Source organism: Enterobacter asburiae, from assembly GCF_008080435.1.
Taxonomy (GTDB): domain Bacteria; phylum Pseudomonadota; class Gammaproteobacteria; order Enterobacterales; family Enterobacteriaceae; genus Enterobacter; species Enterobacter asburiae_C.
Map to the genome: position 1 here is coordinate 351,861 of NZ_VRKN01000003.1, position 18,275 is coordinate 370,135.

Consider the following 18,275-nt stretch of genomic DNA (forward strand, 5'->3'; position numbering starts at 1 on the left):
CAAATATTATGCAAATGATTAAACAGTGCTTCTTCTTACTGGTTCTGGGAACCGCCGCGTTATTTATGCCGCATGCGAAAGCGACATGCACCACGCCGGATCTGCCCAAAATGATCAATGTGGCATCCATCGCCGTCCCGACGACGCTGGCGGTTGGCGAGACCATTCCCGGCACCGAACAGATCACCCATGTCGCCGGTCATTGCGATCAGGCGGTAGAAAGCGGGCTGGAAATTGTCTCTTGCTATTACGGCACTGGCGCGGAAATCCCGGGCCTGAAAGGCGTCTACGATTCTGGCGTACCTGGTGTCGGTGTTGCATTGATGAACGATCAGGGTCAACGCATCAGCGGAGCCGGAGGCGTAAACTGCATCTCTACGGGAACGCCTGTCGGTTATGTCTCCAGTGACGGCAATCTCTCTTTTAACTTTGAGGTTACGCTTGAGCTGGTCAAAACCAGCGATACGGTGACATCAGGCACACTGAATCAAAGTCAGACCCGTTTTGGGATTGGTGTTTATCACCACGACGGCATCGGTGATCCGAACTCTATCGCCTACGCAGGGAATATCAATGTCCAGCAGGTGACCTGCTCCGTCTCGCCAAAAAGCCTGACCGTGGTACTGGGTGATTTCCCGGTTAGCCAGTTCTTCTCAACCGGCATGCTCACCGACGAAAAGGACTTTAACGTTAGCCTGAACTGTAATACGACGGTTCAGCCGGAGCTGAAGATCAGCAGCGCGAACGGCTATGTCCCCGGCTACGAAGGGGTAATTAAGCTAACCCCGGAAAGCGGCGTAGCAACAGGAGTGGGGGTATTTATCGTCGCCGATAACAAGGTTCCCGCTTTTGATGAGTACTTCACCACCTCAAGCCCCGCGAACGCCAACGAAACGCTAAACATTCCCTTTAAGGTTCGTTACGAGCAAATCAGCAATACCGTCACCCCCGGACCGGCCAATACCGTGGCGACCATTACCGTTGCATATAAGTAGGTTAATAATGAAAAAAACGCTGATTTTGCTGGCTCTCGGTCTGTTGTCCACCGCTTACGCTGAAGACATTCAGATAGCGATGACGGGAAATATTTATGCCAATACCTGCTCAGTCGATACGGCAAGCCAGAACCTGACCGTCGATTTAGGGCAGGCAGTTGCGGGCAATTTTAAAGATGTGGGGGATACCGGTGAGTGGAAAGCGTTTGATTTGACGCTCTCAAAATGCCCGTCGACCACCACGCTTGCGACGGCGACATTTATGGGCCAGGCGGACGCCGCCCATCCGAACAAATTTGCCAACACGGGCAGCGCGGGTGGACTGGCGCTGGAGCTGGCAGACCGTCCGGACAATATGTTGATCGCCCCGCAGGCCAGTTTCAGCGCGCTCGTCAACCAGAGTGACCACACCGTCGATTTCCCGCTGGCCGCGCGCTATTACACCACCTCAATGCCGGTCAGCGCAGGCACCTTCAACAGCGTTATTCAGGTCACCTTCACTTACCAGTAGGACCGCGCCCCTTAGCACGGATGCTTTTCTTACGCCCGGCGGTCAGTTTTGCCGGGCGTTTTTTTACCTCCGGCACTTCCGGTTGCTCAATCGGGAAGATCGGCAGCGCGTTCAGGAGCCGTTGGCCGTAATTTTTGGTGAGCAGACGTTTGTCATAAATCACCACTTCCCCCCAGCAGCCGTGGCTACGGATCAGACGCCCGACCTGCTGAATCAGGTTAAACGACGCCGCAGGTAAACTTTGCACTTCAAACGGATAGCGGTTAAGGCTTTTCAGCCATTCTCCCTCGGTGATCACCACCGGGCTGTCGATGGGCGGAAAGGCGATTTTATGGATATGCACCTGCGTCAGGTAATCCCCTTTCAGATCCAGACCTTCGGCAAAGGACTGTAGCCCCACCAGCACGCTGCGCTCGCCGTTATCGATGCGCTTGCGGTGGGTTTCCACCAGCCGGTAGCGCGGCTGATCGCCCTGCACCAGCAGGAGTAAACGCAAATCGGTGACGTGCTCCAGGAAACGCTGCATCGCACGCCCGCTGGCAAACAGCACCAGCATGCCGGGATATTTTTTGCTCTCGACCTGTTCGCGGAAGTAAGCCGCCATCTCCGCAATATGCTGCTCTTCGTTGTCGATGAGCGGCTCAAACGTCATGCGCGGAATGACCAGCTTGCCCTGCTCACAGTGGTTAAACGGCGAGTCCAGCGCCACAAAGCGGTCGCCCGCTTTTTCCCGCAGGCCGCTCATCTCCTGCAAACGCGAGAAACTGTTCAGGGAACGCAGCGTCGCAGAGGTGACGACCACGTGCGGCACGCTGCGCCAGATCAGCTTTTCCAGCTGATCGGCCACGCGAATGCCCACGCAGTGGAAAAAGAGGTGCACCTGCCCGTCCCGCACTTCGCGGGTGGCCCATTTGGTGACCGGCGCGCCGGACGCCTGTGCCATTGAGGCCAGTCTCCAGAGCTTGCTCTGCGCTTCAAACATCCCCAGCGCGCGGTTCATCTGCAGCAGAATGCGGTGCAGACGCACCACGTCATGCGAGCCGGTTTTTTCGCTCAGATCGTTTAAGAACATCTCCGCCAGCCCGCGCAACTTTTCCAGATGCTTCGCCAGCTGCTGGCAGATCTCCATCACCTCTTCCGGTAGCTCGCCCATCGCAAAGCGATGTTCAGCCTCCAGGGACGCAGGAAGGTAGAGGTTCAGGATGGTGTTCAGGGACGAAATAAGGCTATAGACCTCTTCACAGTGGTCGCTCAGCCGTTCGGGCACCGCCAGCGGCGGCGTGGTTTTCGGGCGGAACTGCTCCATGCAGGTCGCCACCAGTTTGCAGAAGAGATCGAGCTGCAGACGGAACCAGGGGGCGGTAATTTCGGCGCTCATCTCCAGCGCGTCCCGCGCTACGTCGGGCAGGTGGTGTCCTTCGTCAAGCACCAATAGCAGGTTTTTCGGCTCGGGAAGCACCGCTTCGCTCTCCAGCGCGGCCATCACCAGCGCGTGGTTGGCGACCACCACTTCCGCCTCCTGAATCTCACGCCGGGCGACAAAGAACGGGCACTCGCGGTAGTAGTGACAGTTGCGGTTCAGACAGCTGGCTTTGTCGGTGCTGAGCCTGCGCCACAGGTCGTCGCTTATGGCCTGGCTGGTGTGATCCCGCAGGCCGTCCCACTTATAGCCGTCGAGCTCGGTTTTGAGTTTTGCACACTGCTCCTGCTCGGCCTTATTGTTTGGCGTCAGCTCGTCATCCAGAAACGCGAGCAGATCCTGTTGATTCGGCTCGCTGCTGGCAAGCGCCGCCAGGTTACGCGGGCACACGTAACGCCCGCGCCCAAAGGCTGCCGTAAACCGCAGGTCGGGGATGATTTTTCGCAGCAGCGGTAAATCTTTGCTGAAGATCTGATCCTGCAGCGCCACGTTGGCGGTGCTGACCACCAGCGTTTTGTCCTCTTCCCGCGCAATCGCGATGCCGGGAATGAGATACGACAAGGTTTTCCCGACACCGGTCGGGGCTTCAATCGCCAGATGTCGCCCGTCGTCCCCGGCGAGCGTTTTTGCCACGTCAGCAATCATCTGCCGCTGCGGCGCTCGGGGGATAAAATCGGGGATCTGCTGTTGTAGCGCCTTATACCATGCGCCAATTTGCGCCTTCAGCGCAGCGGTTAAAGCCATTGGAAAACCTGAAATACTGTATAAACAGCCACTATTGTGGCACTTTCTCTTCGCTGCCGCAAAAAGAAAAGCCCGGCTTTACGACCGGGCTTCCAGATTACTGCGGGTTAGCAGGCTTGCGTGGGCGGCGTCGGCGCTGCCCTTCTCCTGCCGGTTTCCCTTCGCCACTGCGCCACGGGTTTTCACCGGCCGGTTTGCTGTCGTTGTTACGACGCGGCGGTTTGCCGGATGACTTCGGTGCGCCACCTTCGGCACGACGCGGCTGCTGACCGCGACCGCCGCCGCCCTGACCACGTCCACCGCCGCCCTGACGGCCGTTCTGAATCGGCTCGGCTTTGATCGACGGATCCACTTCGTAACCTGGGGTTTCGATGCGCGGGATCTCTTTCTTCAGCAGGCGTTCGATATCGCGCAGCAGCTTGTGTTCATCCACACAGACCAGCGAGAGTGCTTCACCTGTTGCCGCCGCGCGGCCGGTACGGCCGATACGGTGAACGTAATCTTCCGGGACGTTTGGCAGCTCGTAGTTCACCACGTGCGGCAGCTCTTCGATATCAAGGCCACGGGCAGCGATGTCGGTCGCCACCAGCACGCGGATATCGCCAGATTTGAATTCCGCCAGCGCACGGGTACGCGCGCCCTGGCTCTTGTTACCGTGAATGGCGGCGCTGCGGATGCCGTCTTTATTCAGCTGTTCCGCCAGGTGGTTCGCACCGTGCTTGGTGCGGGTAAAGACCAGCACCTGCTGCCAGTTACCCTGACCGATCATCTGGGAGAGCAGTTCCCGCTTACGCTTTTTATCAACAAAGTGTACGTGCTGCGTTACCTGCTCAGAGGCCGTGTTGCGACGCGCCACTTCCACTTCCAGCGGGTTATGCAGCAGCTTTTCCGCCAGCGCCTTGATCTCGTCGGAGAAAGTCGCGGAGAAAAGCAGATTCTGACGACGCGCAGGCAGCTTAGCCAGCACGCGACGGATATCGTGAATAAAGCCCATGTCGAGCATGCGGTCGGCTTCGTCCAGCACCAGAATTTCAACCTGATCCAGCTTCACCGCATTCTGATGTTCGAGATCCAGCAAACGACCCGGCGTGGCGACTAGCACGTCAACGCCACTACGCAGCTTCATCATCTGCGGGTTGATACTGACACCGCCGAACACCACCAGCGAGCGAATGTTGAGATAGCGGCTATAGTCACGCACGTTCTCACCAATCTGCGCCGCCAGCTCACGGGTTGGGGTAAGGATCAGGGCACGAACCGGACGACGGCCTTTGGCGTGCGGCTGGTTTTTTACCAGCAGCTCTAACAGCGGCAGCGTAAAGCCCGCGGTTTTACCGGTGCCGGTCTGGGCGCTGGCCATCAGGTCACGACCCTGCAGGACGGCGGGGATCGCCTGCTGCTGGATTGGGGTTGGCTCAACGTAGCCCTGCTCTGCGATCGCGCGCAGAATTTCCGGGTTCAGGCCAAGGGAATCAAAAGACATAAAAACTCCGAACCGCCCCGACCATCACAGGTGTAGTTTTCAGGGAGATATAACGAATAGGGGAGGACAAAAACCACAATGTCGCGAAGGGGCGGAGTGTAGCAGCTTTTGTGACGTGGCGCATAAAATATCCCTCAGCATTCCCTCGACGTTAGCGTGAATCAGGCATAATCTTAATCAATCGATTGATTAATTTTTATTGCCGCTATGAATACGACACCCACAACAACCAAAGGTGAACAGGCCAAAAATCAGCTTATCGCCGCCGCGCTGGCGCAGTTTGGTGAGTACGGGCTGCATGCGACCACGCGCGATATTGCCGCGCTGGCCGGGCAGAACATTGCGGCGATTACCTACTATTTTGGCTCAAAAGAGGATTTATATCTTGCCTGCGCCGAGTGGATCGCCGATTTTATCGGCACGCAGTTTCACCCGCACGTTGAGGAAGCCACCGCGCTGCTTAGCCAGCCGTCGCCCGATCGCGCCGCCGTTCGCCAGCTTATTCTCAACGCCTGCCACAATATGATCCGCCTGCTGACGCACGACGATACGCTCAACCTGAGCAAGTTTATCTCCCGGGAGCAGCTCTCCCCGACAGTCGCTTACCAGCGGGTGCACGATCGGGTGATTGAGCCAATGCACTCACACCTGACCCGGCTGATCGCCGCCTATACCGGGCGGGATGCCAGTGATACTGAGACAATTTTGCATACCCACGCCCTGCTGGGTGAAATTCTTGCCTTCCGTCTGGGCAGGGAAACCATCCTGTTACGCACCGGCTGGACACAATTTGATGAGGATAAAGCCGCGCAGATTAGCCAGGTCATCGCCTGTCATCTCGATCTGATCCTGCAAGGCTTAACGCAAAGGAGCCTGAAGTCATGAAAAAACCTGTCGCCATCATTCTGGTGGTTGTTGTTTTGCTTGCCGCGGGAGTCGGTGGATGGCTGTGGTATCAGAGTCATCAGGATAAAGGCCTGACGCTGTACGGTAACGTGGATATTCGCACGGTGAATATGAGCTTCCGCGTGGGCGGACGTCTCGCCTCGCTGAGCGTTGACGAAGGCGATGCCATTAAAACCGGACAGACGCTGGGCATGCTCGATAAAGCGCCCTATGAGAATGCACTGCTGCAGGCCAAAGCAGGCGTGTCCGTCGCTCAGGCGCAGTATGACCTGATGCTGGCAGGCTATCGCGACGAAGAGATCGCCCAGGCAGCCGCCGCCGTTAAGCAGGCGCAAGCCGCCTATGACTACGCGCAGAACTTCTACGCGCGCCAGCAGGGGCTGTGGAAAAGCCGCACCATTTCAGCTAACGATCTGGAAAATGCGCGCTCGTCCCGCGACCAGGCGCAGGCCACGCTGAAGTCCGCGCAGGATAAATTAAGCCAGTACCACACGGGTAACCGCCCGCAGGATATCGCCCAGGCGAAAGCCAGCCTTGAACAGGCGCAGGCGCAACTGGCTCAGGCAGAGCTGGATCTGCACGACACCACCTTAATCGCGCCGTCTGACGGCACGCTGATGACCCGCGCCGTGGAGCCGGGCAGCATGCTCAGCGCCGGCAGCACCGTCTTAACGCTCTCCCTGACCCGCCCGGTCTGGGTACGCGCCTACGTTGATGAGCCGAATCTCGGCCAGATGCAGCCGGGCCGCGAACTGCTGCTCTATACCGACGGTCGCCCGGACAAGCCGTATCACGGCAAAGTGGGCTTTGTCTCCCCTACCGCCGAATTTACGCCGAAAACCGTTGAAACACCGGACCTGCGTACCGACCTGGTGTATCGCCTGCGCATCATCGTGACCGATGCGGACGACGCGCTGCGTCAGGGCATGCCCGTCACCGTAAAAGTGAACAACGGGGAACGACATGAATGACACAGTTATTCAGCTCAACAATCTGGTTAAACGCTTTAAGGGGATGGATAAGCCTGCGGTAGCTCCGCTGAACTGCACCATTCAGAAAGGCTATGTGACCGGGCTGGTCGGCCCGGACGGCGCGGGGAAAACCACGCTGATGCGGATGCTGGCCGGGCTGCTGAAGCCGGATGAAGGAAGTGCCAGCGTGCTCGGCCTTGACCCGATCAAGGATGACGGAGCCCTCCACGCCATGCTCGGCTATATGCCGCAGAAGTTTGGCCTGTATGAAGACCTGACGGTGATGGAAAACCTGAACCTGTACGCCGACCTGCGCAGCGTCACCGGCGAAACGAGACAGAAAACCTTCGCGCGTCTGCTGGAGTTTACCTCCCTCGGCCCGTTCACCGGCCGGCTGGCGGGCAAGCTCTCCGGCGGGATGAAGCAGAAGCTGGGGCTGGCCTGCACGCTGGTCGGCGAGCCAAAGGTGCTGCTGCTGGATGAGCCCGGCGTCGGCGTAGACCCCATTTCCCGCCGCGAGCTGTGGCAGATGGTGCACGAGCTGGCGGGCGACGGCATGCTGATCCTCTGGAGCACCTCCTACCTCGACGAAGCGGAACAGTGCCGGGACGTGCTGCTGATGAACGAAGGTGAACTGCTTTATCAGGGCGAGCCGACGACGCTGACGCAGAGCATGGCCGGGCGCAGCTTCCTGCTGCACAGCCCGCAGGAGTCCAACCGCAAGCTGCTGCAGCGGGTGCTCAAGCTGCCGCAGGTCAGCGACGGGATGATACAGGGCCGCTCGGTACGGCTGATCCTCAAAAAAGAGGCCACCGTCGACGATATTCGCCGCGCGCCTGGCATGCCTGAGATCGAGATAGAAGAGACCGCGCCGCGCTTTGAGGACGCGTTTATCGACCTGCTGGGCGGCGCGGGTACGTCAGAGTCGCCGCTTGCCGCCATTTTGCATACGGTGGAAGGCACGCCGGGCGAAACGGTCATTGAAGCCAAATCCCTCACTAAAAAGTTCGGGGATTTCGCCGCCACCGATAACGTCAATTTTGCGGTAAAACGCGGCGAGATTTTTGGCCTGCTCGGGCCGAACGGTGCGGGAAAATCGACCACCTTTAAGATGATGTGCGGCCTGCTGGTGCCGACGTCCGGCAAGGCGCTGGTGCTGGATATGGACCTGAAGGTCAGCTCCGGCAAGGCGCGCCAGCATCTGGGCTATATGGCGCAGAAATTCTCCCTGTATGGCAACCTGACGGTCGAGCAGAATCTGCGCTTTTTCTCCGGCGTGTATGGGCTTCGCGGGCGCGCGCAGAACGAGAAAATCCGCCGCATGAGCGACGCCTTCGGGTTAACCAACATTGCCTCCCACGCCACCGACGAGCTGCCGCTCGGCTTTAAGCAGCGGCTGGCCCTGGCCTGCTCGCTGATGCACGAGCCGGATATTCTGTTCCTGGATGAACCCACTTCTGGCGTTGATCCCCTCACCCGCCGCGAGTTCTGGTTACATATCAACAGCATGGTGGAAAAAGGCGTGACCGTCATGGTGACCACCCACTTCATGGATGAGGCAGAGTACTGCGACCGCATCGGGCTGGTGTATCGCGGCAAGCTGATTGCCCACGGTACCCCGGACGACCTGAAAAACCAGGCCGCCGACGATGAGGTCCCGGACCCGACCATGGAGCAGGCGTTTATCACCCTCATCCACGACTGGGATAAGGAGAATGCCCATGCGCAGTAATGCCCTTTCCTGGCGCAGGGTGCGCGCGTTATGCATTAAAGAGACGCGGCAGATTGTGCGTGACCCCAGCAGCTGGCTGATTGCGGTAGTGATCCCCCTGCTGCTGCTGTTTATCTTTGGCTACGGCATTAATCTGGACTCCAGCAAGCTCCGGGTCGGGATTTTGCTGGAGCAGCAGAGCGAAGAGGCGCTGGACTTCACTCACGCCATGACCGGATCGCCCTACATTGACGCCACCATCAGCGACAACCGGCAGGAATTGATCCAGAAAATGCAGGCCGGGAAAATTCGCGGTCTGATCGTCATTCCGGTTGATTTCGCCGCCAACATGGCGCGGGCGAATACCGATGCACCGATCCAGGTGATTACCGACGGCAGCGAGCCGAACACCGCCAACTTCGTGCAGGGCTACGCGGAGGGGATCTGGCAGCTCTGGCAGATGCAGCGCGCGGAAGACCGGGGCGAGACGTTTGAACCGCTCATCGACGTGCAGACGCGCTACTGGTTTAACCCCGCCGCCATCAGCCAGCACTTTATTATTCCGGGCGCGGTGACGATTATCATGACGGTGATCGGCGCGATTCTGACCTCGCTGGTGATCGCCCGCGAGTGGGAGCGCGGCACCATGGAGGCGCTGCTCTCTACCGAAGTGACACGCGTCGAGCTGCTGCTGTGCAAGCTCATCCCCTACTATTTCCTCGGCATGCTGGCGATGCTGCTCTGTATGCTTGTCGCAGTCTTTATCCTCGGCGTGCCGTATCGCGGCTCGCTGATCGTGCTGTTCTTTATCACCAGCCTGTTTTTACTCAGCACGCTGGGGATGGGGCTGCTCATCTCCACCATCACCCGCAACCAGTTCAACGCCGCGCAGGTGGCCCTCAACGCCGCGTTCCTGCCGTCAATTATGCTGTCCGGGTTTATCTTCCAGATAGACAGTATGCCTGCGGTGATCCGCGCCGTGACCTATGTTATTCCGGCTCGCTACTTTGTGAGCACGCTGCAAAGCCTGTTCCTGGCGGGGAATATTCCGGTGGTACTGATCATCAACACGCTGTTTTTAATGGCGTCAGCGGCGATGTTTATCGGGTTGACGTGGATGAAAACGAAAAGAAGATTAGATTAGCCAACGGATTTTGTAGGTCGGGTAAGCGCAAGCGCCACCCGACAGGAGGACGATGCAATGTTTCACCGTTTATGGACGTTAATACGCAAAGAGCTGCAATCCCTGCTGCGCGAGCCGCAAACCCGCGCCATTCTGGTCTTGCCGGTGCTGATCCAGGTTTTACTGTTCCCGTTTGCTGCCACCCTTGAGGTGACCAACGCCACCATTGCCATTTATAACGAAGACAACGGCAAACACGCCGTCGAGCTGACGCAGCGTTTTGCCCGTGCGAAAGCCTTTACCCACATCCTGCTGCTGAAAAGCCCGCAAGAGATCCAGCCCACTATCGACACGCAAAAAGCGCTGCTGCTGGTGCGATTCCCGGCGGATTTCTCCCGCAATCTGGATACCTTCCAGACCGCACCGATGCAGCTGATCCTCGACGGGCGCAACTCCAACAGCGCCCAGATAGCGGCCAACTATCTGCAGCAGGTGGTGAAGGATTACCAGCAGGAGCTGATGGAGGGCAAACCGAAGCCCAACAACAGCGAGCTGGTGGTGCGTAACTGGTACAACCCAAATCTGGACTACAAGTGGTTCGTGGTGCCGTCGCTGATCGCCATGATCACCACCATCGGGGTGATGATCGTCACCTCCCTGTCCGTCGCCCGCGAACGTGAACAAGGCACGCTGGATCAGCTGCTGGTCTCCCCGCTCGCCACCTGGCAAATTTTCGTCGGCAAAGCGGTCCCGGCGCTGATCGTCGCGACGTTCCAGGCCACCATCGTGCTGGGGGTGGGGATTTGGGCCTATCAGATCCCGTTTGCCGGTTCGCTGGCGCTGTTTTACTTCACGATAGTCATTTACGGGCTGTCGCTGGTGGGGTTTGGACTGCTGATTTCGGCGCTCTGCTCGACGCAGCAGCAGGCATTTATCGGGGTATTCGTCTTTATGATGCCCGCGATTTTGCTCTCGGGTTATGTTTCTCCCGTCGAGAACATGCCGGTGTGGCTACAGGATCTGACGTGGGTAAATCCGATTCGGCACTTTACGGATATCACCAAGCAAATCTATCTGAAGGATGCGAGTCTGGATATTGTGTGGGGAAGTTTGTGGCCGCTACTGGCGATCGCGGCCACGACGGGCTCAGTGGCGTACGCGATGTTTAGACGCAACATTGCGTAGCTTTTTCTCTTTGGTCAGCAACGAGACGACCGCAGGCCCTGCGAGGATAGCCATACCCGCGAGGGCCAGCAGCAGGTTGTTTTGCAGCACGCGCGACAGCAGCCACAGAACGATCATCGCCGCACCAAAATACCAGGTGGTGGTGAGCTCTTCGAGCACATCACCCACCTCGCGCCAGCGCGCTTCATGGTGGCGCTGTAAGAACAGCATCGACAGCACGGTGACGCCATAAAGGACGCATAGCCCCAGGCCAACACGCACCAGCGTGCCGCTCATCCAGCCCATCACCAGTACGGCCACGACCAGTAAATGCAACATTATCTGCCAGCAACTCAGGCCAGTTGCGACACGAACACGTTGTTGCCACTTCATGGCTTCTCTCCTGAAGGATTTTTCTCTGCTTAATCAGACTACCGCACTTTACGGAAAATTCCGTAACGCCGCATCTTTTTGTGACGCCGACTACACTTTATTTTCATTGGGATAGTCACTCAGGAAGGAGCTTATGACTCAAAAAATGCAGCATTTCTCGCTTAAAGTGCTGACGATAAACATTCATAAGGGCTTCACAGCATTTAACCGTCGCTTCATTTTACCGGAGCTGCGCGACGCGGTACGCACCGTCAGCGCGGACATTGTCTGCCTGCAGGAGGTGATGGGCGCACACGAGGTGCATCCGCTTCACTTTGAGAACTGGCCCGACACGCCGCACTATGAATTTCTGGCCGATACCATGTGGAGTGATTACGCCTACGGCCGCAACGCGGTCTACCCGGAAGGGCATCACGGAAACGCGGTGCTGTCCCGTTACCCCATTGAACATTACGAAAACCGCGACGTTTCCGTCGGGGAAAGCGAAAAACGCGGCCTGCTTTACTGCCGCATTACCCCGCCCGACCTTGAGCGACCTGTCCATGTCGGCTGTGTTCATCTGGGCCTTCGCGAAGCCCATCGTCAGGCGCAGCTGAAAATGCTGGCCGAATGGGCCAACGCGCTTCCCGAAGGTGAACCGGTGGTGGTGGCGGGCGATTTCAACGACTGGCGACAGCGGGCAAACCATCCGCTGAAAGTGGATGCCGGGCTGGAGGAGATTTTTACTCGCGCCAACGGCAGGCCTGCGCGCACCTTCCCGGTCCGTTTCCCGCTGCTTCGACTTGACCGCATCTACGTGAAAAATGCCCACGCCAGCAGCCCGACAGCCCTGGCGCTTCTTAACTGGCGACATCTTTCCGACCATGCCCCGCTCAGCGCGGAGATCCACCTATGAAATGTTCCTGGCAGGAAGGCAACCGGATCACGCTGCTGGTCAATGGGGACGAGTATTACCCGGCGGTGTTTAAGGCGATTGATAACGCACAGCAGAAGGTGATCCTCGAAACCTTTATCTGGTTCGAAGATAACGTCGGCAAACAGTTGCACAGCGTACTGCTGCGCGCCGCACAGCGCGGCGTCAAAATTGAAGTGCTGCTGGATGGCTATGGCTCGCCGGATCTCAGCGATGCATTCGTCAATGAGTTGACCTCTGCGGGCGTGGTGTTCCGCTACTACGATCCCGGCCCTCGCCTGTTCGGCATGCGTACCAATCTTTTCCGCCGGATGCACCGCAAAATTGTGGTGGTGGATGAGACGGTAGCGTTTGTCGGCGGCATTAACTACTCCGCTGAGCATATGTCCGACTACGGCCCGGAAGCGAAGCAGGACTACGCCATTCGCATTGAAGGCCCGGTGGTGCAGGACATCTTACTGTTTGAGCTGGAGAACCTGCCGGGTAAAGAGGCCGTTCGCCGCTGGTGGAGACGCCGCCATCGTCCGGAAGAGAACCGTAAGCCCGGCGAAGCACAGGCCCTTTTCGTCTGGCGGGATAACGGCGAGCACCGGGACGACATTGAACGTCATTATCTCAAGATGCTCGCCAACGCGAAGCGCGAAGTGATTATTGCTAACGCCTACTTTTTCCCGGGCTATCGTCTGCTGCATGCCATGCGCAATGCGGCCCGGCGCGGGGTACGCGTGAAGCTGATTGTGCAGGGCGAGCCGGATATGCCGATAGTCAAAGTCGGCGCGCGGCTACTGTATAACTATCTGGTGAAGGGCGGCGTACAGATCTACGAATATCGCCGCCGACCGCTGCACGGCAAAGTGGCGCTGATGGACGATCACTGGGCAACCGTAGGCTCCAGTAACCTCGATCCGCTGAGCTTATCGCTCAATCTTGAAGCTAACCTGATCGTTCACGATCGCCAGTTTAACCAGACCCTGCGGGATAACCTGCAGGCGTTAATCGTTAACGACAGCGTGCGCGTGGACGAATCCATGGTTCCCAAACGTACCTGGTGGAACCTGGGCATCAGCGTGGTGGTGTTCCACTTTCTGCGCCATTTCCCGGCCATGGTCGGCTGGCTGCCGGCGCATACGCCTAAGCTTGCGCAGGTGGACCCGCCGGTACAACCCGAAATGGAAACCCAGGACCGTATTGAAGCGGAAGATGGAGGCAAACCCTGATGGCGAAATCGCATCCACGCTGGCGGCTGGCAAAAAAGATCCTGACCTGGCTGTTTTTTATTGCGGTCGCGGTTCTGCTGGTGGTCTACGCACAGAAAGTTGACTGGGAAGAGGTGTGGAAAGTCATCCGCAACTATAACCGGATGGTGCTGCTGGGCGCTGTGGGGCTGGTTATTGTCAGCTACCTGATGTACGGCTGCTATGACCTGCTGGGCCGTGCTTACTGCGGCCACAAGCTGGCCAAACGTCAGGTAATGCTGGTGTCGTTTATCTGCTACGCCTTTAACCTGACGCTAAGCACCTGGGTTGGCGGCATTGGCATGCGCTATCGCCTTTATTCACGGCTCGGCCTGCCGGGCGGGACCATCACGCGTATTTTCTCGTTAAGCATCACCACCAACTGGCTGGGCTATATTCTGCTCGGCGGGGTGATCTTCACCATCGGCGTAGTGCAACTGCCCGCGCACTGGTATATCGATGAGGCCACGCTGCGCATTCTGGGTATTGTGCTGCTGCTGATTATCGCCGTTTATCTGTGGGCCTGCGCGTTTGCCAGACGCCGTCATATGACCATTAAAGGGCAAAAACTGGTGCTGCCCTCGTGGAAGTTTGCGGTGCTGCAGATGGCCGTTTCCAGCGCCAACTGGATGGCGATGGGGGCCATTATCTGGCTGCTGATTGGCGAGGACGTAAATTACTTCTTCGTGCTGGGCGTGCTGCTGGTGAGCAGTATTGCGGGCGTAATTGTGCATATTCCGGCGGGGATCGGCGTGCTGGAGGCGGTATTTATTGCCCTGCTGGCCGGGGAGCATGTCTCTCAGGGAACGATTATCGCGGCCCTGCTGGCGTACCGCATGCTGTATTACTTCCTGCCGCTGGCGCTGGCAACGGTCTGTTATCTGGTGCTGGAGAGCCGGGCGAAGAAGCTGCGGGCGAAGAATGAGAGGATGTTAGCGAAGTGAACAAGTCGGGTGGCGGCTTCGCCTTACCCGACCTACGGTTCGCGTTTCGTAGGCCGGGTAAGGCGAAGCCGCCACCCGGCAAAGCAACCTTAACGACGGTTGCCGAAAATCCGCAGCAGCATCAGGAACAGGTTGATGAAGTCCAGATACAGCGTCAGCGCGCCCAGGATCGCGTATTTGCGCAGGTTCGAACTGTCGCGTACGTCAATCTGCTCGCCGATGTTTTTCAGCTTCTGGGTGTCATACGCCGTCAATCCAACGAAGATCACCACCCCAATGTAGGTCACGGCCCACATCAGCGCATCGCTCTTCAGCCACAGGTTCACCAGCGACGCCAGCACAATCCCAATCAGCCCCATAAACAGCATGCTGCCTAAACCGCTCAGATCACGTTTGGTGGTGTAACCGTAGAGGCTCATCGCACCGAACATCCCACCGGTCACCACGAAGGTACTGGCGATAGAAGAGTAGGTGTAAACAATGAAAATACTGGAAAGCGTCAGCCCCGTTAGCGCCGAATAGAGCATAAACAACGTGGTCGCCATTCCGGCACTCAGCTTTTGCACCAGACCCGAAAGCACAAACACCAGCGCCAGCTGCGCGATTATCAGCCCAAAGAAGGTGATTTTGCTGGAGAAGATAAACATCATCAGTTCAGGCGTGTTCGCCGCATACCACGCGATAAACGCGGTAAGCAGCAGGCCAACCGTCATCCAGCCGTACACCTGAGCCATATACGTCTGCAGGCCACTACGGGTCTGCTGTACTATTGAATCGGAACGCGGAAATCGGTCCATGATTCACTCCTGATTAAGTTTAAGTAGACACACACGTTAAGATTAACACATCCACGTAAACCGACTACCAACGGCTGGCGGCTTGTTTATCGCTGTCGCGAGATTCCACCCAACGGTCACCTTCCGGCGTGGCTTCGCGCTTCCAGAACGGCGCTTTGGTTTTGAGGTAATCCATAATGAACTCCCCTGCCGCAAACGCGCTGCTGCGGTGTGCACTGGTTACCCCGACGAAGACAATCTCTTCGCCTGGCCACATCTCGCCGATACGGTGAATCACCGTGATGCGGCCAAGCGGCCAGCGGCCTCGCGCCTCGTCGACAATCTCCGCCAGCGATTTCTCGGTCATCCCCGGATAATGCTCCAGCGTCAGCGCCTTCACGCTGTCACCGAGGTTGTGGTTGCGCACCTTGCCGGTGAAGGTGACAACCGCGCCGTCTTCATCGCGTTCCGCCAGCCAGCTATATTCGGTCCCCACGTTAAAACGCTCAGGACTCACCAGAATTCGGGTTTCAGCCATCTTAGCCCCCTGTCACCGGCGGGAAGAAAGCCACTTCATCCCCTTCAGCCAGCGGGTGGGTGAATTCCACCAGCGTCTGGTTAACGGCGGCCAGCAGTTTGCCTTCGTCGAGCGCCAGCGCCCAGCGCTCGCTTTGTGCCGCCAGATGCGCGCGCAGGGCAGCGACGTTTTCGAAAGACGCATCCAGCGTCAGGCTGTCGGTATTCACCAGCTCGCGGACCTGGGCAAAAAAGAGCACCTTAATCATGGCTGTCCACCTTAAAATCACCGGATTTGCCGCCGCTTTTTGCCAGCAGGCGAACCGGGCCAATGACCATATCTTTCTGCACCGCTTTGCACATGTCGTAGATGGTCAGCGCGGCGACAGAGGCCGCCGTCAGCGCTTCCATCTCCACGCCGGTTTTGCCGGTTAAGCGGCAGAGTGACTCAATGCGTACACGGCTCTGCTCCGGCTGCGCCTGCAGGTTCACTTCCACCTTGCTCAGCATCAGCGGATGGCACAGCGGAATTAAGTCCCAGGTGCGCTTGGCGGCCTGGATACCGGCGATGCGTGCGGTCGCAAAGACATCACCCTTGTGGTGGCTGCCGTCGATAATCATCGCCAGCGTCTCCGGCAGCATAGTGACGAACGCTTCCGCGCGCGCCTCACGCACCGTTTCCGCTTTGGCGGAGACATCCACCATATGCGCTTCGCCAGCGGCGTTAATGTGGGTCAGTTGTGACATAGCTTATTTCTTTAAATGGGGATGGAAATTACACGGACGGGTACGGGCATCCAGCTGCGGGGCGATGATGTTTTCCCACGCGGTGCGGCAGGCTTTGGTCGAACCTGGCATGGCGAAAATCAGCGTGCTGTTCGCCATGCCCGCTACGGCGCGCGACTGGAGCGTAGAGGTACCAATCTCTTCAAAGGAGAGCATGCGGAACACTTCGCCGAAGCCTTCCACTTCGCGGTCGAACAGCGGGATAAGCGCTTCGGGGGCCTGATCGCCTGCGGTAAAGCCGGTGCCGCCAGTAATCAACACCACCTGCACGTCATCGCTGGCGATCCACTGAGAGACCTGAGCGCGAATGGCGTAGCGGTTCTCCTTCACGATCGCTTTATCGACGATGTTATGCCCCGCGTCATGGGCCGCCTCGCGCAGCCAGTGGCCGGAGGTATCATCCTCTTCGCCACGGCGGTCGGAAACGGTAAGGATAGCAATGCGTGTCGGGATAAATTCTGCACTTACCTGACTCATCTTCTGATTCCTTCTTAAGCCTGATTACCCGCCGATGTAAGACAGGTTCTGAGTAATGCCGGTATTGCCCTGATGCAGGAAGTGGGTCTGTTTTTTATGCGTCAGCGCTTCAGAAATGCGCGCTTCAAGCGCGTCCTGCTGCGCATCGTCTTCCAGCAGATCGCGAAGGTCTACGCCGCCGTCGCCGAACAGGCAAAGATGGAGCTTGCCAACGGAGGAGACGCGCAGGCGGTTGCAGCTGGCGCAGAAGTCTTTCTCATAAGGCATGATAAGCCCTATCTCCCCTTCGTAATCCGGGTGACAGAAGACCTGCGCCGGGCCGTCGCTGCGCTGGCGGATCTGGTGGATCCAGCCGCGTTTCAGCAGATCCTCGCGCAGTACCATGCCGGAGATGTGATGGCGACGAAACAGCTCGCTGCCCTCGCCGGTTTCCATCAGCTCAATAAAACGCAGTTGAATGGGACGTGATTTGATCCACGCCAGGAAGGTGTCCAGCTGATGGTGGTTTACATCACGCATCAGTACCGTGTTGACTTTGACTTTTTCGAAGCCCGCCGTGAACGCGGCGTCGATGCCGTCCATGACCTGCTGGAATTTATCCTGGCCGGTAATGGCGTGGAACTGACGAGCGTCCAGGCTATCGACGCTGACGTTGATCGCCGTCAGCCCGGCATCGCGCCAGTTCGCCACGTCACGCGCCATGCGGTAACCGTTGGTGGTCACGGCAATCTGGCGGATACGTTCGTTTTCACGCACGGCGGCAATGATATCGGGAAAATCACGGCGCAGAGAGGGTTCGCCGCCGGTCAGACGCACTTTTTCGGTGCCGAGCTCAGAGAAGGCGCGCGTGACGCGGCGCACTTCATCCACGGAGAGAAAGCCGTTATTGGTGACGCTGCCCGGTTTGTAGCCATCGGGCAGGCAGTAGGTGCAACGGAAGTTGCACACATCGGTAATCGACAGACGTAAGTAATAAAACTTACGCGCGAAAGCATCAGTAAGTTGTGAAGCCATGTACACCTTTCCAGATACGGGAGGCACAGTCATTTCTTTCTGTACCCTGGTGGCAAATTCGCCACGGCCAGAGCGCCATATCTTTCGACACAGGCACAAGGGCTAGAGTGTATGTTTTCAATTTTGAAAACGTGGTTATGGCGATAGTAGCGCGGAAATTCTGACTGCGCCATTATCGCTTTACGCTATATAA

The 18,275-nt window shown here is 57.9% G+C and carries 19 protein-coding genes and 1 riboswitch; of the genes, 10 read left to right on the plus strand and 9 right to left on the minus strand.

Annotated elements, in window-relative coordinates; genetic code table 11:
- Positions 1–8 precede the first annotated feature (8 nt).
- A complete protein-coding gene (locus FU672_RS07545) occupies positions 9–995 on the plus strand; it encodes a fimbrial protein (RefSeq protein WP_148242777.1) in 987 nt (328 codons plus the stop codon).
- Between the two features lie 7 nt (positions 996–1,002).
- A complete protein-coding gene (locus FU672_RS07550; RefSeq protein WP_148242778.1) occupies positions 1,003–1,506 on the plus strand; it encodes a fimbrial protein in 504 nt (167 codons plus the stop codon).
- On the opposite strand, the gene dinG is transcribed toward FU672_RS07550, so the two are convergent.
- Together dinG and rhlE are read right to left on the minus strand one after the other, a co-directional pair.
- Positions 1,493–3,670, minus strand: a complete 2,178-nt coding sequence (gene dinG / locus FU672_RS07555; protein ID WP_148242779.1) for an ATP-dependent DNA helicase DinG — start codon at positions 3,668–3,670, stop codon at positions 1,493–1,495. The genes FU672_RS07550 and dinG overlap by 14 nt on opposite strands.
- Before the next feature lie 97 nt (positions 3,671–3,767).
- Positions 3,768–5,153, minus strand: coding sequence for an ATP-dependent RNA helicase RhlE (rhlE, locus tag FU672_RS07560; RefSeq protein ID WP_033144989.1), 1,386 nt, complete (start codon positions 5,151–5,153; stop codon positions 3,768–3,770).
- Between the two features lie 207 nt (positions 5,154–5,360).
- Between rhlE and cecR the strand changes: the two genes are divergently transcribed.
- From cecR to FU672_RS07585, 5 genes are read left to right on the plus strand one after another with little or no spacing between them, the layout of a single operon-like run.
- On the plus strand, positions 5,361–6,038 hold the full coding sequence (gene cecR / locus FU672_RS07565; protein ID WP_148242780.1) for a transcriptional regulator CecR: 678 nt from the start codon (positions 5,361–5,363) through the stop codon (positions 6,036–6,038).
- A complete protein-coding gene (gene hlyD / locus FU672_RS07570) occupies positions 6,035–7,030 on the plus strand; it encodes a secretion protein HlyD (protein ID WP_148242781.1) in 996 nt (331 codons plus the stop codon). Before cecR ends, hlyD begins: the two co-directional genes overlap by 4 nt.
- Positions 7,023–8,762, plus strand: a complete 1,740-nt coding sequence (locus tag FU672_RS07575; RefSeq protein ID WP_148242782.1) for an ATP-binding cassette domain-containing protein — start codon at positions 7,023–7,025, stop codon at positions 8,760–8,762. Before hlyD ends, FU672_RS07575 begins: the two co-directional genes overlap by 8 nt.
- Positions 8,752–9,885, plus strand: coding sequence for an ABC transporter permease (locus FU672_RS07580; RefSeq protein ID WP_148242783.1), 1,134 nt, complete (start codon positions 8,752–8,754; stop codon positions 9,883–9,885). Before FU672_RS07575 ends, FU672_RS07580 begins: the two co-directional genes overlap by 11 nt.
- Before the next feature lie 57 nt (positions 9,886–9,942).
- Positions 9,943–11,049, plus strand: coding sequence for an ABC transporter permease (locus tag FU672_RS07585; protein WP_148242784.1), 1,107 nt, complete (start codon positions 9,943–9,945; stop codon positions 11,047–11,049).
- On the opposite strand, the gene FU672_RS07590 is transcribed toward FU672_RS07585, so the two are convergent.
- The gene (locus FU672_RS07590) at positions 11,011–11,421 is read right to left on the minus strand and encodes a YbhQ family protein (protein WP_148242785.1); all 411 of its coding nucleotides are present in this window, start codon (positions 11,419–11,421) and stop codon (positions 11,011–11,013) included. The genes FU672_RS07585 and FU672_RS07590 overlap by 39 nt on opposite strands.
- Positions 11,422–11,554: 133 nt before the next feature.
- Here FU672_RS07590 and FU672_RS07595 point away from each other — a divergent pair, with 133 nt between their 5' ends.
- From FU672_RS07595 to FU672_RS07605, 3 genes are read left to right on the plus strand one after another with little or no spacing between them, the layout of a single operon-like run.
- Entirely contained in the window at positions 11,555–12,316 is a 762-nt protein-coding gene (locus tag FU672_RS07595) for an endonuclease/exonuclease/phosphatase family protein (protein WP_023334979.1), read from the plus strand.
- Entirely contained in the window at positions 12,313–13,551 is a 1,239-nt protein-coding gene (gene clsB, locus FU672_RS07600) for a cardiolipin synthase ClsB (protein WP_148242786.1), read from the plus strand. Before FU672_RS07595 ends, clsB begins: the two co-directional genes overlap by 4 nt.
- Positions 13,551–14,513 (plus strand): lysylphosphatidylglycerol synthase domain-containing protein, encoded by a 963-nt coding sequence (locus FU672_RS07605; protein WP_148242787.1) that lies wholly within the window; start codon positions 13,551–13,553, stop codon positions 14,511–14,513. The genes clsB and FU672_RS07605 overlap by 1 nt, the downstream gene beginning before the upstream one ends.
- An 89-nt stretch (positions 14,514–14,602) precedes the next feature.
- Here the strand turns inward: FU672_RS07605 and FU672_RS07610 are convergent, their stop codons facing one another.
- The 6 genes from FU672_RS07610 to moaA form a co-directional block, all read right to left on the minus strand.
- Entirely contained in the window at positions 14,603–15,310 is a 708-nt protein-coding gene (locus tag FU672_RS07610) for a Bax inhibitor-1/YccA family protein (protein ID WP_148242788.1), read from the minus strand.
- Positions 15,311–15,374: 64 nt separating this feature from the next.
- Positions 15,375–15,827: a molybdopterin synthase catalytic subunit MoaE gene (gene moaE, locus FU672_RS07615; RefSeq protein ID WP_148242789.1), complete on the minus strand. Its 453-nt coding sequence runs from the start codon at positions 15,825–15,827 to the stop codon at positions 15,375–15,377.
- A 1-nt stretch (position 15,828) separates the two neighbouring features.
- Positions 15,829–16,074 carry a molybdopterin synthase sulfur carrier subunit gene (gene moaD, locus FU672_RS07620; RefSeq protein WP_148242790.1) on the minus strand — a complete coding sequence of 82 codons (246 nt, stop codon included), beginning with the start codon at positions 16,072–16,074 and terminating at the stop codon, positions 15,829–15,831.
- A complete protein-coding gene (moaC, locus tag FU672_RS07625; protein ID WP_023292962.1) occupies positions 16,067–16,552 on the minus strand; it encodes a cyclic pyranopterin monophosphate synthase MoaC in 486 nt (161 codons plus the stop codon). The genes moaD and moaC overlap by 8 nt, the downstream gene beginning before the upstream one ends.
- Before the next feature lie 3 nt (positions 16,553–16,555).
- Positions 16,556–17,068 (minus strand): molybdenum cofactor biosynthesis protein B, encoded by a 513-nt coding sequence (gene moaB, locus FU672_RS07630; protein WP_148242791.1) that lies wholly within the window; start codon positions 17,066–17,068, stop codon positions 16,556–16,558.
- 24 nt (positions 17,069–17,092) lie between these two features.
- Positions 17,093–18,082: a GTP 3',8-cyclase MoaA gene (moaA, locus tag FU672_RS07635; protein ID WP_148242792.1), complete on the minus strand. Its 990-nt coding sequence runs from the start codon at positions 18,080–18,082 to the stop codon at positions 17,093–17,095.
- Positions 18,070–18,204, minus strand: a riboswitch (molybdenum cofactor riboswitch). It overlaps the preceding gene by 13 nt.
- Between the last annotated feature and the right edge of the window lie 71 nt (positions 18,205–18,275).

Excerpts from the sequence above, each read along its gene's own strand:
- FU672_RS07545 (WP_148242777.1), top strand. The coding sequence starts at position 9 with ATGCAAATGATTAAACAGTGCTTCTTCTTACTGGTTCTGGGAACCGCC.
- FU672_RS07550 (WP_148242778.1), top strand. The coding sequence starts at position 1,003 with ATGAAAAAAACGCTGATTTTGCTGGCTCTCGGTCTGTTGTCCACCGCT.
- dinG (WP_148242779.1), bottom strand. The coding sequence starts at position 3,670 with ATGGCTTTAACCGCTGCGCTGAAGGCGCAAATTGGCGCATGGTATAAG.
- rhlE (WP_033144989.1), bottom strand. The coding sequence starts at position 5,153 with ATGTCTTTTGATTCCCTTGGCCTGAACCCGGAAATTCTGCGCGCGATC.
- cecR (WP_148242780.1), top strand. The coding sequence starts at position 5,361 with ATGAATACGACACCCACAACAACCAAAGGTGAACAGGCCAAAAATCAG.
- hlyD (WP_148242781.1), top strand. The coding sequence starts at position 6,035 with ATGAAAAAACCTGTCGCCATCATTCTGGTGGTTGTTGTTTTGCTTGCC.
- FU672_RS07575 (WP_148242782.1), top strand. The coding sequence starts at position 7,023 with ATGAATGACACAGTTATTCAGCTCAACAATCTGGTTAAACGCTTTAAG.
- FU672_RS07580 (WP_148242783.1), top strand. The coding sequence starts at position 8,752 with ATGCGCAGTAATGCCCTTTCCTGGCGCAGGGTGCGCGCGTTATGCATT.
- FU672_RS07585 (WP_148242784.1), top strand. The coding sequence starts at position 9,943 with ATGTTTCACCGTTTATGGACGTTAATACGCAAAGAGCTGCAATCCCTG.
- FU672_RS07590 (WP_148242785.1), bottom strand. The coding sequence starts at position 11,421 with ATGAAGTGGCAACAACGTGTTCGTGTCGCAACTGGCCTGAGTTGCTGG.
- FU672_RS07595 (WP_023334979.1), top strand. The coding sequence starts at position 11,555 with ATGACTCAAAAAATGCAGCATTTCTCGCTTAAAGTGCTGACGATAAAC.
- clsB (WP_148242786.1), top strand. The coding sequence starts at position 12,313 with ATGAAATGTTCCTGGCAGGAAGGCAACCGGATCACGCTGCTGGTCAAT.
- FU672_RS07605 (WP_148242787.1), top strand. The coding sequence starts at position 13,551 with ATGGCGAAATCGCATCCACGCTGGCGGCTGGCAAAAAAGATCCTGACC.
- FU672_RS07610 (WP_148242788.1), bottom strand. The coding sequence starts at position 15,310 with ATGGACCGATTTCCGCGTTCCGATTCAATAGTACAGCAGACCCGTAGT.
- moaE (WP_148242789.1), bottom strand. The coding sequence starts at position 15,827 with ATGGCTGAAACCCGAATTCTGGTGAGTCCTGAGCGTTTTAACGTGGGG.
- moaD (WP_148242790.1), bottom strand. The coding sequence starts at position 16,074 with ATGATTAAGGTGCTCTTTTTTGCCCAGGTCCGCGAGCTGGTGAATACC.
- moaC (WP_023292962.1), bottom strand. The coding sequence starts at position 16,552 with ATGTCACAACTGACCCACATTAACGCCGCTGGCGAAGCGCATATGGTG.
- moaB (WP_148242791.1), bottom strand. The coding sequence starts at position 17,068 with ATGAGTCAGGTAAGTGCAGAATTTATCCCGACACGCATTGCTATCCTT.
- moaA (WP_148242792.1), bottom strand. The coding sequence starts at position 18,082 with ATGGCTTCACAACTTACTGATGCTTTCGCGCGTAAGTTTTATTACTTA.